General features: G+C 70.7%; 15 protein-coding genes. 4 read left to right on the top strand and 11 right to left on the bottom strand.

What is annotated here, in order from left to right:
* Positions 1-99: 99 nt before the first annotated feature.
* Genes ACQP0N_RS05310 through ACQP0N_RS05295 form a run of 4 tightly spaced genes read right to left on the bottom strand, consistent with a single transcriptional unit; the run spans position 100 to position 4179 of the window.
* A complete protein-coding gene (locus tag ACQP0N_RS05310) occupies positions 100-936 on the bottom strand; it encodes an ABC transporter permease (protein ID WP_433118014.1) in 837 nt (278 codons plus the stop codon).
* Entirely contained in the window at positions 933-1841 is a 909-nt protein-coding gene (locus tag ACQP0N_RS05305; protein ID WP_433118012.1) for an ABC transporter permease, read from the bottom strand. Before ACQP0N_RS05305 ends, ACQP0N_RS05310 begins: the two co-directional genes overlap by 4 nt.
* Positions 1838-2989: an ABC transporter ATP-binding protein gene (locus ACQP0N_RS05300; RefSeq protein WP_433118010.1), complete on the bottom strand. Its 1152-nt coding sequence runs from the start codon at positions 2987-2989 to the stop codon at positions 1838-1840. Before ACQP0N_RS05300 ends, ACQP0N_RS05305 begins: the two co-directional genes overlap by 4 nt.
* A gap of 5 nt (positions 2990-2994) precedes the next feature.
* Positions 2995-4179, bottom strand: a complete 1185-nt coding sequence (locus ACQP0N_RS05295; protein ID WP_433118009.1) for an extracellular solute-binding protein — start codon at positions 4177-4179, stop codon at positions 2995-2997.
* Between the two features lie 214 nt (positions 4180-4393).
* Here ACQP0N_RS05295 and ACQP0N_RS05290 point away from each other — a divergent pair, with 214 nt between their 5' ends.
* The gene (locus ACQP0N_RS05290) at positions 4394-4906 is read left to right on the top strand and encodes an Lrp/AsnC family transcriptional regulator (RefSeq protein WP_433118007.1); all 513 of its coding nucleotides are present in this window, start codon (positions 4394-4396) and stop codon (positions 4904-4906) included.
* Between the two features lie 162 nt (positions 4907-5068).
* On the opposite strand, the gene ACQP0N_RS05285 is transcribed toward ACQP0N_RS05290, so the two are convergent.
* Entirely contained in the window at positions 5069-5266 is a 198-nt protein-coding gene (locus ACQP0N_RS05285) for a DUF397 domain-containing protein (protein ID WP_433118005.1), read from the bottom strand.
* Between the two features lie 739 nt (positions 5267-6005).
* Here ACQP0N_RS05285 and ACQP0N_RS05280 point away from each other — a divergent pair.
* Positions 6006-7352 (top strand): aspartate aminotransferase family protein, encoded by a 1347-nt coding sequence (locus ACQP0N_RS05280; protein ID WP_433118003.1) that lies wholly within the window; start codon positions 6006-6008, stop codon positions 7350-7352.
* Entirely contained in the window at positions 7337-8731 is a 1395-nt protein-coding gene (locus ACQP0N_RS05275; protein WP_433118001.1) for an NAD(P)/FAD-dependent oxidoreductase, read from the top strand. The genes ACQP0N_RS05280 and ACQP0N_RS05275 overlap by 16 nt, the downstream gene beginning before the upstream one ends.
* 10 nt (positions 8732-8741) lie before the next feature.
* On the opposite strand, the gene ACQP0N_RS05270 is transcribed toward ACQP0N_RS05275, so the two are convergent.
* On the bottom strand, positions 8742-9110 hold the full coding sequence (locus tag ACQP0N_RS05270) for a DUF3499 domain-containing protein (protein WP_355053579.1): 369 nt from the start codon (positions 9108-9110) through the stop codon (positions 8742-8744).
* A gap of 153 nt (positions 9111-9263) precedes the next feature.
* On the opposite strand from ACQP0N_RS05270, the gene ACQP0N_RS05265 reads away from it, so the two are divergent.
* On the top strand, positions 9264-9713 hold the full coding sequence (locus ACQP0N_RS05265) for a metallopeptidase family protein (protein ID WP_007455785.1): 450 nt from the start codon (positions 9264-9266) through the stop codon (positions 9711-9713).
* Between the two features lie 52 nt (positions 9714-9765).
* On the opposite strand, the gene ACQP0N_RS05260 is transcribed toward ACQP0N_RS05265, so the two are convergent.
* The 5 genes from ACQP0N_RS05260 to ACQP0N_RS05240 form a co-directional block, all read right to left on the bottom strand.
* Positions 9766-10023 (bottom strand): WhiB family transcriptional regulator, encoded by a 258-nt coding sequence (locus ACQP0N_RS05260; protein WP_007455784.1) that lies wholly within the window; start codon positions 10021-10023, stop codon positions 9766-9768.
* Positions 10024-10481: 458 nt separating this feature from the next.
* Positions 10482-10811, bottom strand: coding sequence for a phospholipase (locus ACQP0N_RS05255; RefSeq protein WP_421474622.1), 330 nt, complete (start codon positions 10809-10811; stop codon positions 10482-10484).
* A gap of 20 nt (positions 10812-10831) precedes the next feature.
* Positions 10832-12226 carry a DUF4331 domain-containing protein gene (locus ACQP0N_RS05250; protein ID WP_355053581.1) on the bottom strand — a complete coding sequence of 465 codons (1395 nt, stop codon included), beginning with the start codon at positions 12224-12226 and terminating at the stop codon, positions 10832-10834.
* A gap of 74 nt (positions 12227-12300) precedes the next feature.
* Positions 12301-12579, bottom strand: a complete 279-nt coding sequence (locus ACQP0N_RS05245) for a hypothetical protein (RefSeq protein WP_355053582.1) — start codon at positions 12577-12579, stop codon at positions 12301-12303.
* A gap of 38 nt (positions 12580-12617) precedes the next feature.
* Positions 12618-15161 (bottom strand): bifunctional FO biosynthesis protein CofGH, encoded by a 2544-nt coding sequence (locus ACQP0N_RS05240; protein WP_433117998.1) that lies wholly within the window; start codon positions 15159-15161, stop codon positions 12618-12620.
* Positions 15162-15218: the final 57 nt, after the last annotated feature.

The raw sequence follows: 15218 nt of genomic DNA, 5'->3' as shown, positions 1-15218 counted from the left end.
CCGATGCCCGGGACGAGAGGCTGTCGGCAGAACGGCCACCCCGATCAACGCGCCGGGCCCCGGCGGAACGGCCATCCCGATCGGCGCGCCGGGCCGCGGTCATGACGACCGCCGCGCCTGCGGGGTCGGCACGGCCAGCAGGTTGGCGCGGCGTTCCCGCCGCCCGCGCAGCGAGCTGAGCCCCACCAGCAGCAACGCGATCGCGAACATCGCGGTGCCGATGACGTTGACCTGCGGCGGGATGCCCCGCTGGGCAGCGCCCCAGACGTACATCGGGAACGTGACAGTGGTGCCGGCGTTGAAGTTCGTGATGATGAAGTCGTCGAAGCTCAGCGAGAAGGCGAGCAGGGCAGCGGCCACGATGCCGGGCAGCACCAGCGGCAGGGTGATCCGCCGGAAGGTCTGCCACTCGTTGGCGTAGAGGTCCATGGCGGCCTCCTCCAGCCGCCGGTCCATCCCGGCGAGCCGCGCCTTGACGGTGACCACCACGAACGAGACGCAGAACATGACGTGTGCGATGACGATCGTCCAGAAGCCCTGCGGCACCCCCGCCGACACGAAGAGGGCCAGCAGCGACGTGCCCATCACCAGCTCGGGCGTGGCCATCGGCAGGAAGATCAGCACGTTGACGCCGGCCCGACCACGGAAGCGGTGCCGGACCAGGGCGAACGCCATCAGCGTGCCGAGCACGGTGGCGACCACCGTGGCGAGAAAGCCGATCTGCACACTCCGGACGACCGCGTCGCACATGTCCGAGGTGGCGCAGGGCTGCCGCCAGTTGTCCAGGGTGAACTCGTTGAAGTCGTACGACAGCCGGCTCGACGGGCGGTTGAACGACAGCCCCGCCACCACCAGGATCGGCAGCGACAGGTAGCCGAGCACCAGCAGCGCCACGATCATCACCCAGCGGTCCGCCAGCCAGCGCGAAATCCTCACAGCACCTCCTCCGTGCCAGCCCGCCGCAGGTAGCCGAAGACCACCGCGAGGATCGCCGCCATCAGCAGGAACGACAGCGCGGCGCCCTGCGGATAGTCCAGCCGGACCAGGAACGCCGAGTCGATGACGTTGCCGACCATGTACTCGTTGGGGGTGCCGAGCAGTTCGGCGTTGATGTAGTCGCCGCTGGCCGGGATGAAGAACAGCAGCGTGCCGGCGACCAGGCCGGGCATCGACAGCGGCAGGGTCACCCGACGGAACGCCTGCACCGGGCTCGCGTACAGGTCGGCGGCCGCCTCCAGCAGCCGCCCGTCGAGCCGCTCCAGGCTCGCGTACAGCGGCAGCACGAGGAACGGCAGGAAGTTGTACGTGAGGCCGAGCACCACCGCGAACGGCGTGGCCAACAGCCGACCGTCGGGGGCGAGCAGATGCAGGTCACGCAGCAGGCCGACCAGAGCGCCGTTGTCCGACAGGATCGTCTTCCAGGCCAGCGTGCGGACCAGGAAGCTGGTGAACATGGGCGCGACGACGCACACCAGCAGCAGGTTCTTCCACCGGCCGGCCTTCTGCGCGATGGCGTACGCCAACGGGTAGCCCAGCAGCAGCGCCACCACCAGGGCCAGCCCGGCGTAGCCGAACGAGCGCAAAAGCTGCGGCCAGTACGCCTGCACCACGTCCGGGTAGTTGCCGAACGCCCAGGTCATCGCGTACCCGGTGGAGAGTGAGCCGCCGGGGTCGTACAGGCTCGCGGCGGCAAGCTGCACCAGCGGCACACCGAAGAAGACGAGCAGCCAGGCCGCGCCGGGCAACAGCAGCAGGTACGGCAGGAGGCGGTACCGCCCGGACCGGGCTGCCGGTGTCGTGGGCGGCGGCTGACCCGCCTTGGTGGGCGCCAGGAGGGTCACGACGACGCACCCACCGGCTCGTCCAGAACCGGGGACGTCCGGTCGGTGTCGGCGGCGTCGCGCGGCAGCAGGAACGCGTGCCGTGGATCCCAGTACGCCACGGCCTCGCCGCCGACCGGCACCCGGGTCGCCGCACCGCTGTTCGCGGCGAAGACCGACAGTTCGGTGCCCCAGCCGGTGCGCAGCAGGTACTGCGTGCTGACACCCACATAGGAGGCATCGGTGACCACACCGGTGACGTGTTGGTGTCCTTGGGGGACCTGGTTGACGGAGCCGACCAGTTGCAGCTTCTCCGGGCGTACCCCCAGGTGGACCGGACCCCGGTCGGCGCGTGAGCGGCCGGCGGGCACGGTGAAGCGCGAACCGTGCGCCGTCACCGCGACCTCGCCGCCGCTGGTGCCGGCGGCCTCGCCGGCGAGAAGGTTGGACTGGCCGAGGAAGTTCGCCACGAACGCGGTGGCCGGGAACTCGTAGATGTCGGCCGGGGCACCCTGCTGCTCGATGCGGCCGGCGTTCATCACCGCGACGGTGTCGGCCATGGTCATGGCCTCCTCCTGGTCGTGGGTGACGTGCACGAAGGTGATGCCCACCTCGGTCTGGATGCGCTTCAGCTCGATCTGCATCTGCCGACGCAGCTTGAGGTCGAGCGCGCCCAGCGGCTCGTCGAGCAGCAGCACCTGCGGCTTGTTGATCAGCGCGCGGGCCAGGGCGACGCGCTGCTGCTGGCCGCCGGAGAGCTGAGCCGGGCGGCGCGGACCGAAGCCGTCGAGCTGTACCAGCGACAGCATCCGCCGGACCTCGTCGTCGACCGAGCGGATGCCGCGTCGGCGCAGTCCGAAGGCCACGTTCTCGAAGATGGTGAGGTGCGGAAAGAGCGCGTAGCTCTGGAAGACCGTGTTGACCGGCCGCTTGTACGGCCGCAGCCGGGCGATGTCGGTGTCGCCGAGCAGCACCTGACCGCTCGTCGGCTCCTCCAGCCCGGCGATCATCCGCAGGGTGGTGGTCTTGCCGCAGCCGGACGCGCCGAGCAGCGCGAAGAACGAGCCCTGGCCGATGGTCAGGCTGAGGTCGTCGACGGCGGTGAAGATGCCGAACCGCTTGGTGAGGTCGGCCAGGCGCAGATCGCCCGCGGGTGTCTCGCGCGTCATCCCCGTCACGCCCCGATGACCTGCTGGAACTTGCCCTCGTACTCCTTCTCCTGCTTCTCGTCCAGAGCCATGAAGACCTTGGACTTCGCCAGCAGCGCGTCGTCCGGGAAGATCAGCGGGTTGGCGGCCAGATCCGGGTCGATCTTCTCCATCTCGGCCTGGGCGCCCTTGACCGGGCAGATGTAGTTGACGTACGCGGCGAGCTTCGCGGCGACGGCCGGCTCGTAGTAGTAGTTGATCAGCGCCTCGGCGTTGCCCTTGTGGGCGGCCTTGTTGGGGACCAACATGTTGTCGCTGTAGAGCATCACGCCGGAGTCGGGCGCGACGAACTGCACCTTCTCGTTCTCACCGGAGAGCTGGATGACGTCCCCGGACCAGCCGATGCACGCGGCGATGTCACCCTTGGCCAGGTCGGGCGCGTAGTCGTTGCCGGTGAACTTGCGGATCTGCCCGGAGTCGACGGCCTTCTTGAGCTTGTTGAGCGCGTCGTCGAACTGGGCCGCCGTGAAGTTGGAGGGGTCGTGCCCGTTGGAGCCGAGCAGCAGACCCATCGTGTCGCGCATCTCGCTGAGCGCCGTTACCTTGCCCTTGAGGTCGGGGCGGGTCAGCAGCTCGTCGACGGTCCGCAGCTCCTTGGTGACGCTGCCGTTGTAGGCCAACCCGGCCAGGCCGGACTGCCACGGGATCGAGATCCGGTTCTCGGTGTCGAAGGGGCGCTTGAGCAGCGACGGCAGCAGGTTCGCCGCCACGTTCGGGATCTTCGCCGGGTCGAGCTTCTGGATCCAGCCGAGCCGGATCATCCGCGCCGCCATCCAGTCGGTCAGCACGATGATGTCCCGGTCGGTGCTCTGGCAGGCCGCCAACTGGTTCTGCACCTTGCCGAAGAACTCGTTGTTGTCGTTGATGTCCTCGGTGTAGGTCACCTGGATGCCGGTCTTCGTGATGAACTCGTCCAGGCTCGGCCGCTTGGACTCGTCCTTCTCGTCGACGTCCATGTACTGCGGCCAGTTGGAGAAGGCCAGCTTCTTCTCGGTGCCGGACAGGTCCTCGCTGACGCAGCCGGCCTCGGTCTGCTGGGCGCCCTTGGTGCCACAGCCGGCGAGGCTGCCGCCCGCCGCGAGGAGGGCGGCCGAACCGAGGGTGCCGGTGAGCAGTCCACGCCGGGAGAGGGGCCGGAGGGGAGTACGCATGACGACTCCTAGGGGGTCATCGTCGGCGGCGGGACGGGGGAGGCGCGCCGGCGGGAATGTCGGGAGGGTCAAGTGCCAGGGAGCACTGATCCTGACATGAGGAAACCTCCCTTACAAGGGATTCCGTTGCAGGATTAGCAGTTGACGACGAAATACGCCAGACTGCGCGGGGACACACGCGCGACATCACGATTCGGGACATGGGGAGCGCACGATGACGAACCGGCAGCACGAGAGCGGCGGCGGCGGTCGCCGCATCGCTGTGCGTGAAGGTGCCAACCACGCTCTGCTGGACGACGTGGCCAAGCAGATCATCGAGCAGCTCCAGGAGGACGGCCGCCGGCCGTACGCCACCATCGGCAAGGCGGTCGGCCTGTCCGAGGCGGCGGTCCGCCAGCGGGTACAGCGACTGCTCGACTCCGGCGTCATGCAGATCGTCGCCGTGACCGATCCCCTCCAGCTCGGCTTCCCCCGCCAGGCGATGATCGGGCTGCGTACCGACGGCGACCTGGAAGCCGTCGCCGACCGGCTCGCCGAACTGGACGAGGTCGACTACGTCGTCATCACCGCCGGGTCGTTCGACCTGCTCACCGAGGTGGTCTGCCGCAACGACGACCACCTGCTGGAGATCCTGCAACGGCTACGCGCGGTGCCCGGGGTGCTCTCCACCGAGGCGTTCGTCTACCTCAAGCTCCGCAAACAGACCTACACCTGGGGTACGGCCTGACGGCCCGTTCTTGATCGGGCGGGGCTCGACGGCTCGGCGGCTCGACGACGCTCGGCGGCTCGACGACGCTCCGCGGCTCGGCGGCGCTTGATCGACTCGGCTTTCAGGAAGTCGGGGTGTCCGGGTCGCTCTGATACCCCGGTTTCCGTGATCCCGAGTGGATCAGCGGCGAACCGCCTCGACCGTGCCCACCGCGGCGACGAACGACGCCCAGGCGGCCGGCTCGAAGGTCAGGGTGCCGCCGTCGCGGTCCTTGCTGTCGCGCACCAGCACCCGGCCCGGCAGGTTGTCGGCCACCTCGACGCAATTTCCGCCGTTGTTGCTGCTGCGGGTCGCGGTGGGCCAGCGCGCGTCGGTCATCTCACGCCTGCCGCAACTGCTCGACGAACGAACGCCAACTGGCCGGCGCGAAGTGGTGCACACCGCGGGCCGCACAACCCGGCGCACGCCGCGCCGCTCGATGCACGCCGCACCGCACAATCCGGTGCACACCGCGGCCGCAGGCCACGCCGCTCGGTGCACGCCGCGCCGCACTACCCGGCACGCGCAAAGCCGCGCTGTCCGGTGCACTTTGCGCCGCACGATAGCCACGCTGAGTGTCGATGTCTCCGGCCTGCCGGCGTGTTGCGGTGAGACGTGTTGGCAACGCACCCGGGACGCCCTCGAACCGCCCCGAAGGTGTCCCACCAGCGTGCCGCCGCACACGCGGGCCGACCCTGCCGTTGATCCACTCGACTTCGCCGATGTCGCGGCATTAACCACGCCCTGATACCGCGACTTCAGCGAACCGGAGTGGATCAATCCAGGGGGCACAGGGCGAGCGCCAGCGCACAGGGCCAGACGCGGGTGCACGGCGGCACTGGGACTCAAGCCTGCCGCCCCACATCTGGGGCAGCTCGACAGCGTCCCACCTCATACCGTCCGGCCCCACACGCCGATGCGAAATCCGTTGCTCAGACTGCCACTGCTCGCTGAATTCGTCGCACCCGGCCATCTGGACCACTGATACCACTTGCCGAAGGGCACCGGACTGTGCGATAACCGTGGGCAGAGCGGCCGGCTTCACCCCTTGACCGGCCCGACGATCGATGGGGCTGATATGGCCGACGCCACCGACCACCTCTGGATGCACTTCACCCGGATGGCGAGCTACTCCGCCGGGGAGGTGCCGACCATCGTGCGCGGCGAGGGCGCGTACATCTGGGACGCGCAGGGCCGCCGCTACCTCGACGGGCTCGCCGGGCTGTTCGTCGTCAACGCCGGTCACGGCCGCACCGAGCTGGCCGAGGCCGCCGCCAAGCAGGCCGGCGAGCTGGCGTACTTCCCGCTCTGGTCGTACGCCCACCCGACGGCCGTCGAGCTGGCCGAGAAGATCGCCTCGCTCACGCCCGGCGACCTGAACCGGGTCTTCTTCACCACCGGCGGCTCCGAGGCCGTCGAGGCGGCGTGGAAGCTGGCCCGGGCGTACTTCAAGCGCACCGGCCAGCCCAACAAGTACAAGGTTGTCAGCCGCTACATCGCCTACCACGGCACCTCGATGGGCGCGCTGTCGATCACCGGCCTGCCCGGCATCAAGAGCGACTTCGAGCCGCTGGTGCCCGGCGGGATCAAGGTGCCGAACACCAACTTCTACCGGGCGCCGGAGCACGGCGACGACCCCGAGGCGTTCGGCCGTTGGGCCGCCGACGAGATCGGCCGGGCCATCGAGCGCGAGGGGCCGGACACCGTCGCCGCCGTCTTCCTGGAGCCGGTGCAGAACTCCGGCGGCTGCTTCCCGCCCCCTCCCGGCTACTTCGAGCGGGTGCGGGAGATCTGCGACGCGTACGACGTGCTGCTCGTCTCCGACGAGGTGATCTGCTCGTGGGGTCGGCTCGGCGAGTACTTCGGGGCGGTCCGCTACGGCTACCAGCCGGACATCATCACCACCGCCAAGGGCATCACCTCCGGGTACGCCCCGCTCGGCGCGATGATCGCCAGCGACCGGCTCATGGAGCCGTTCCTGACCGAGACCGGCATGTTCGCCCACGGGGTGACCTTCGGCGGGCACCCGGTGTCCTGCGCGGTGGCGCTGGCCAACCTGGAGGTGTTCGCCCGCGAGGACCTCGTCGGGCACGTACGCGCCAACGAGGACGCGTTCCGCGCCACCCTGGAGAAGCTGCACGACCTGCCGATCGTCGGCGACGTCCGGGGCGACGGCTACTTCTACGGCATCGAGCTGGTCAAGGACAAGACCACCCGGGCGACCTTCGACGAGGCCGAGTCGGAGCGGCTGCTGCGCGGCTTCCTGTCCACCGCGCTGTTCCAGGCAGGCCTCTACTGCCGGGCCGACGACCGGGGCGATCCGGTCATCCAGCTCGCCCCGCCGCTGATCGCCGAGCAGCGACACTTCGACGAGATCGAGCAGATCCTCCGCACGGTGCTGACCGAGGCGTGGACACGGCTCTGAGCGTGCGCTACCAGGAGCTGTCGTACTGGCTGTCCAGCCTGGACGAGCCGCTGACCCCTCGGCCCCCGCTGCCCGGCGACACGGACGCCGACGTGGTGATCGTGGGTGGCGGCTACACCGGGCTGTGGACGGCGTACCACCTGGCTCGGGCCGACCCGACGCTGCGGGTCGTCGTCCTGGAGAAGGAGATCGCGGGGTACGGGGCGTCGGGGCGCAACGGTGGCTGGTGCTCCGCGCTCCTTCCCACGTCGCTGACCGGGTTGGCCCGGCGGCACGGGCGCGACGCGGCGGTCGCCATGCAGCGGGCGATGCACGACACCGTCCCCGCGGTAGGACGGGTGGTCGCGGCCGAGGGCATCGACTGCGACTGGGCGGACGGCGGCACCGTCACGCTCGCCCGGACCGGTCCGCAGCTCGCCCGGGCCCGGGCCGCCGTGGACGAGGCCCGCGCGTTCGGCTTCGGCGACGACCACCTGACGCTCCTCGGCACCGGCGAGGCCGCCGCCCGTTGCGCCGCCGAGGGGGTACGCGGTGGGACGTACACACCTCACTGCGCGACCGTGCACCCGGCGAAGCTGGTGCGTGGTCTCGCACGGGCGGTGGAACGCCTCGGGGTGAGGATCCACGAGCGGACCACGGTGACCGCGATCCGGGCCGGCGCGGCGGTCACCGAGGCGGGCAGTGTGCGGGCGTCGGTGGTGGTGCGGGCCACCGAGGGGTATACGCCCATGCTGCCTGGTCTGCGCCGCACGGTGGCACCGGTGTACTCGCTGATGGTGGCCACCGAGCCGCTGCCGGAGCACGCCTGGGAGCGGATCGGCCTGGCGGAACGGGAGACGTTCTCCGACCACCGGCACGTGATCATCTACGGCCAGCGGACCGCCGACGGGCGGTTGGCCTTCGGCGGGCGCGGTGCCCCGTACCATTTCGGGTCCCGGATCTCTCCCGGCCACGACCGGGAGCCACGGGTCTTCGCGGCGCTGCGGCGAACCCTGGGCGAGCTGTTCCCGGTGCTCGGGCCGGACGTTCCGGTGGCGTACACCTGGGGTGGACCGCTCGGGGTGGCCCGGGACTGGACCGCCTCCGTCGGGTTCGACCGGGCCAACGGGCTGGCCTGGGCGGGGGGCTACGTCGGGGACGGGGTGGGTGCCAGCAACCTCGCCGGCCGGACCCTGGCCGACCTGATCCGCGGCGAGCGCACCGAGCTGACCAGGCTGCCCTGGGTGGACCACCGCTCCCCGAGCTGGGAACCGGAACCCCTGCGCTGGCTGGCGATGAACGCGGCCCTGCGCGTCATGACCAGCGCCGACGCCAAGGAAACCCGAACCGATCGCCCCTCCAGAAGCGCCAAGGCCCTCGCCCGCCTCCTGGGCCAGTAACCGCTGCGGCTCAGTGGTTGGGGGGGATCACGCGGAGGTGGCCTCGGCGGCCGGTCTGGTGGGGGTTCTCCGGGTGGGGCTGGTCGGGCTCCGGGGGACGGGGCGCCGGGCGGGCCGCCTCGCGCACCGCCTCGGCCAGCGCGACCAGGTCGTCCGTGGTGGGCGGGGGCGGCTCGAACTCACCCTCGTGCCGGACCACGTCCCAGCCGCGCGGCGCGGTGAGGCTGCGGGCGTGCTGCTCACACAGGTCGTACGTGTGTGGCTCGGCGAACGCCGCCAACGGGCCGACCACGGCGGTGGACTCGTTGTAGACATAGGTCAATGTGGCGACCGCTTGCCGGGGGCAGCCGTTACGGGAGCAGCGCCGTGGTGACCTCACGTGCGGCAGGGTATCCCCATTACCGGGTCCGGCGCACCGGTTCGCGTTGCGACACGCCCGTCGTGGTGATCACAATTCGCGGCTCGGGTCGCGCCGCGCCACGCTGGCGGCGGTGCCGCTGGCCGACCCGGGACGGGGGCTACCCTTTGCCTCATGACGAGCCCGGAACACCGCCGCCCCGGCCCCGGCCGGCGTGCGCACCGCGACCGGCACGGGCGTGGCCTGCGCGGGCGCCTGGTGCCGGCGACCGTGCCGCTGGCGCGGACCAAGGCGGAGGTCTTCGACGACCTGGTGCTGGACACCGTCGAGACGTTGGAGCGACGCTTCGCCAAGGAGCTGGCCGGCGTCGAGTTCGCGGTCGAGGACGTTCCGCCGGACCTGAACGTCTACGACTCGGATGTGCTGGAGGACGGCGAGGTGCCGCTGGCCCGGCTGCTGCCGGGTCGCCCCGGCCGCCAGGAGGTGCCGCCCCGGATCGTGCTGTACCGCCGACCCCTGGAGTTCCGGGCGATGGACCGCGAAGATCTCGCCGACCTCGTCCATGACGTGATCATCGAGCAGGTGGCGAACCTGCTCGGGGTCGACCCCGACGAGCTGGCCTGAGCCGGGCGGCCCCCACCGCCTCGACTCCGCACCACCCCCGACGCCGTACCGATCAGGCGGCGCGCCGCTTCAACTTGCGCCGTTCCCGCTCCGAGAGCCCACCCCAGATACCGAACCGCTCGTCGTGGCCGAGAGCGTATTCGAGGCATTCGGTCTTGACCTCGCAGCGCGAGCAGATTCGCTTCGCCTCGCGGGTCGAGCCGCCCTTCTCGGGAAAGAACGCCTCGGGGTCGGTCTGCGAGCACAAGGCCCGCTCCTGCCACTCCGGCGCGTTTCCGAGCAGGTCGGCCACCTCAAGCTGGCCGTCCATCAAATGCCTCCTTGTCGCGCACCGGCGTCATCGCCGCTGCAACCCCCCACGCGAAAGGCGTGCGTGTCCGTCCGGTCCCGTTTTGTTGCGTTCCGTGCGAACAACCCCATTCAAATTACACGCGTGTAATGCGTGCGCCGTCAAGCCAAACTTGATAATGGAGTCGCCCTCCCGACAACCCTGGCCGGCCACCAGGACCGTCCAGCCTCGCAACCTGCCCTATCGATTCAGACCCCGGCCGAGTAACGCCCTCTCCGGCGAGTTGCCCGACTTTTCTGCCGTGGCGCTCCAACGGACGACCCGTCGACCGTGGAGCACCGGTACCTCCTCCGCAAAGCTGATCTTGGTGGGGGACAGGTTAACGCGGCGCGACGCAGACTGCCCGTCGAGCCGTGGACAGCGTTCGCACCCCGCCCACGATGTGGACGGGGTGCGAGGGGAAACAGGGTGCGTCGAGGTCAGCCGGCAGCCCCAAAACCGCTGCTCGGCCAGGCGAACTCGGCTATCCCTCCACCGTGGACAGAAACCGTGCCGGCGGACGTGTTCTCGTCCCACCAGACGGTATAAATCCCGGCGGGAAGGTCGGGATAGACCGCACTGTGGAACGACCCGTCCCGGACCCGGCGCTCCCGGACCGCCGAGTGGACCCGCCGATCGTCACCGCGGCTGATCTCGATCTCCCGGCCGTGCAGATCCCGACCGGTGTAGACGATCAGGGCACCGGTGTCGCCGCCCAGGTCGAGGACGACACTCCCCGTCTCCGACGGCCCATACGTGTGTTCGTGCACCACCACTCCCCCGCCCGACGTCAGGACGACGCCGGCGGGTTGTTGAACCCGTCGTACGGCGTACCCAGGTAGGGGAAGTTCGCGAGGAACGGCGCCGTCACGTCGGCGGCGCTGAGCCCCGGGGTGACCGCGCCGGCCGCCGCGTCCGGGCGGAACGTCTTGTCCACCAGCGGTACGGTCACCCCGGCGATCGCCCGCAGCGCGATGCTGACCACGTCGTCACCGACCCGCCGCCCGTTGGGGAAGCCGGCCAGGTCGCCGCCGAGCACCCCGAACCGGTCCGGCCGGCGGTTCGGCGCGATGGCCGTGTTCAACCGCAGCATGTCGGCCTGCACATCGCCGGTGGCGTTCGTGAAGCCGTCGATCAGACCGGCCGGCACGCCGGTGAGCAGGATCGCCACCAGGTCGGCCCGCGCCTTCTTGGACTTGTTGAGCTTGTCGAGGTTGGGGAAGACGTCCGGGTAGAGGGCCGGCAGCAGGGCGGCCAACTCGGGCTGCTCGACGAACCGGGCGAACCGCTTGTCCTCCGACGGCGGCAGCGAGTTCCACAGGTCCTTCTTGGACATCGGCACGATGACCTCGTTGAACAGCGGATTGCCCAGCCTGGAGACCTGGGTGAACGGACCGGTGGAGGTGTCCGCCCCACCCCGGTCGCCGAGCACCCGGACCTGCCGGCGCGACGCGGACGTCCACACGCCCAGCACCGACGCGGCGTCCGCCGGCCCGTACCGGTTGGCACGGCGACGCACCTGCTTCAGCGGCACCTGCAGGGCGATGCTGTGCACGTTCATCCGGTCGGTGGCGTTGACCGGCTCCCCCTCGGCCTTGAAGATCTTCTTGCCGGCCACGTGCAACTGCTGGAACGGCCGCAGCGTGCCGAGATCGAAGATCGCTCCCAGGTCGACGAAGAAGCCGTCCGCGCGCTGCCCGGCGAAGACCCGCTCCCCCGTCGAAAGGGTGTAGGTGGCCTGGCGTACGAGGTCGGCGTACTTCGGCGTGGACAGCGGTCCGACGTTGCACGGCGGGCAGGGGAGCTTGTGCGCGAGCCGGTGCTCCTTGCCGTCGGTGATCCGGGTCAGGCTGTAAAACTGCCGGCGGTTCCAGTTCTTGCTGTCGAGCGACTCGATCGGCCCGGTGTTGTAGAGGAAGCTGTTCGGGTTGGTGATCTCGGTCGTGAACTCGAACCGGTAGGTGACGTCGGGATGACCGTCACCGTTGTTGTCGACGTGGATCTCGTAGCGCACGTCGTCGCCGAACTCGAAGAAGTTCGGCCCTCCGGACGGAAGCTGCAACGGCACGTAGTTGGCGATCAGCGTGACCGTGTCGGGCTTGTCGGGGCTGACGAACGCGTAGAGGTCGGAGCTGTCGGCGACCGGATCCTTGGCTATCTCCGGGGCCTCGCGGTGGGAAGACATGGCGGACCAACCTCACTGGGCGGGGACTGATGGCGGAACGGAGGGCGCTGGTCAGCGCCGGGCGAAGGCGGTGGTCAGCGCTTGGCGGCGCGGCGCAGCCGGTCCGCGAGGCCGCGGTCGCGTACCTCGATCCGGGACTCACCGACGAAGACGTCCATCGTTCCCGACGCGGCGTCGCGCAGGTGCACGACGATCGGCTCGTCGGCCCGACCCGCCGCGCCCGGCGCGTTCTGGGCGGCCGACAGGCCCGGCACGGTGAGCGCGGCGGCGCCGAGGGTGGCGCTGGCCGCGGCGGTCAACGTCTGCCGGCGGGTCAGTCGCGGCCAGGGCCGCTTCCGCTGATCACTGGTCATGCCGCTTGGTACGGCCGACGGCGGGAAAAGGTTCGACCTCAGCGCCGAACGTGACCGTATGCGGTCGTCCGCTTACGCGCCGGCCGCCCGGCGGCCGTCGCGATGGACCGCAACTGCTCCTCGGTACGCGCCGAACCGTTGCCGGATCCGGCCATCCGGGAGATGGTCTCCTCCATCAGCGTGCCGCCCAGGTCGTTGCAGCCGCCCTGGAGCATCGCCACCGTGCCCTCGTCGCCGAGCTTCACCCAGGAGCACTGGATGTTGTCGATCCGGCCGTGCAGCAGCAGCCGGGACATCGCGTGCACCACCCGGTTCTCCCGCCAGGTCGGCCCGGGACGGGCGATGCCGGCCAGGTAGATGGGCGCGTTGGTGTGCACGAACGGGAGCGCCACGAACTCGGTGAACCCACCCGTACGGTCCTGCACACCGGCCAGCACCCGGAAGTGCGCGAGCCACTGTCCAGGGTGGTCGACATGGCCGTACATCATGGTGGAGCTGGACCGGATGCCCAGCTCGTGGGCCGTGCTGACCACCTCGACCCAGGCGGCGGCCGGCAGTTTGCCCTTGGTCAGCACCCAGCGCACGTCGTCGTCGAGGATCTCCGCGGCGGTGCCCGGAATGGTGTCCAGGCCGGCCTCGCGGAGCTGGGTCAGCCACTCGCGGACCGGCACGCCCGCCTTGGCGGCAGCGGTGACGATCTCCATCGGGGAGAACGCGTGCACGTGCATCTCGGGCACGCGGGCCTTGATGGCGCGGACGATGTCGGCGTACCCGGTGACCGGCATCTTCGGGTCGATCCCGCCCTGGAGGCAGACCTCGCTGGCTCCGGCCGCCCACGCCTCCTGGGCGCGGTCGGCGACCTGGTCGACGGAGAGCCGGTAGGCGTCGGCGTCCCGCTCACGCTGCGCGAACGCGCAGAACCGGCAGCCCACGTAGCAGACGTTGCTGAAGTTGATGTTGCGGTTGACCACGTAGGTCACGTCGTCGCCGACCGCGTCCCGGCGCACGTCGTCGGCGAGCCGGCACAGCTCGTCCAGCGCCGGCCCGTCCGCCGCGAACAGCGCCAACGCCGCGTCGGTGTGGGCCGGGTCGAGCAGCGCCGCCGGGTCGTCGGCCGCGAGCCGCAGCCCGGCCGCAAGGTCACGGTCCGCGCCACTGCCGGCCGTCATCGGGGGTACGGCGACCCGGCGCGCTGCCGCCTCCGGGGTCACCTTGCCGGCGACCTCGGCCCAGTCGCCGTAGACGCTGTCGAAGTCACCGCGCCGGTCGTCGGTCCGGCCGGTGGTGTCGATGGTGGCGTGCAGATCGGTCCGCCCGCCGAACACCTCCTCCGGCTCCTGCCAGGGCCGGCCCTGCGGAAGGGCCGCCTCGACCGCCATGCCGGTCGCCGGGTCGGCGAGGGCGGACACGTGCGGCAGCAGCCTCGGGTCGAGCCACGGGTCGCCCGCCCGCACGTACTCGGGGTAGATCGTCAACCGCTCCCGCAGCGTGAACCCGGCCAGCTCGGTGTGCCGGGCCAGCTCCTCGATCTGCGGCCACGGACGCTCCGGGTTCACGTGGTCCGGGGTGAGCGGCGAGACGCCGCCCCAGTCGTCGATACCGGCCCGCAGCAGCAGGTCGTACTCGCCGGCGATGAGGTTCGGCGGGGCCTGGATACGGGCCTTCGGGCCGAGCAGCAACCGGGCGACGGCCACCGTGGCGGCCAGGTCGTGCAGCTCCGCGTCGGGCATCCCCCGCATCGCCGTGTCCGGCTTGGCGCGGAAGTTCTGCACGATCACCTCCTGGAGGTGGCCGTACTCCCGGTGGGCGCGACGGATCGCGAACAGCGCGTCCACCCGCTCGGCCGGCGTCTCCCCGATGCCGATGAGCAGCCCGGTGGTGAACGGCACCCCGACCCGGCCCGCGTCGTCGAGCACCCGCAGCCGGACCGCCGGCTCCTTGTCGGGTGAGCCGTAGTGCGGGCCGCCCGGCTCGGACCACAGGCGGGTGGCGGTGGTCTCCAGCATCATGCCCATGCTCGGCGCGACCGGCTTGAGCCGTTGCAGCTCCGACCAGGACAGCACCCCCGGGTTGAGGTGCGGCAACAGGCCCGTCTCCTCCAGCACGGCCACCGCGCAGGCGCGCAGGTAGTCCAGGGTGGAGTCGTAGCCGCGCTCGTCCAGCCAGGCACGGGCCGCCGGCCACCGCTCCTCCGGCCGGTCACCGAGGGTGAACAGGGCCTCCTTGCAGCCCTGCGCGGCACCCTCGCGGGCGATGGCCAGCACCTCGTCGCGGTCCAGGAACGGCGCCGGCAGGCGGTGCGGCACGGTGGCGAAGGTGCAGTAGTGGCAGCGGTCCCGGCAGAGCCGGGTCAGCGGGATGAAGACCTTCTTCGAGTACGTGACGACACCCGGTCGCCCCGCCTCCCGCAGCCCGGCGTCGCGGATCTGACCGGCCACCCGGAGCAGCTCGCCAAGCGCCTCACCACGGGCGGCGAGCAGCGCGGTCGCCTCGTCAAGGTCCAGCGCCCGGCCGGCGGCGGCCCGGCCCAGGGCCCGCCGAACGCTCGCCTCGCTCGGACCGGAGTGGGTGCGATCAACCATCCGCCCACCCTATGCGCAGCGCGAGCCCGCCCCACCCGACCCGGCCCGCAGGGCGGG

Source organism: Micromonospora sp. CA-246542, from assembly GCF_050942905.1.
GTDB lineage: Bacteria > Actinomycetota > Actinomycetes > Mycobacteriales > Micromonosporaceae > Micromonospora.
This window is presented reverse-complemented; position numbering and strand designations above follow the sequence as displayed.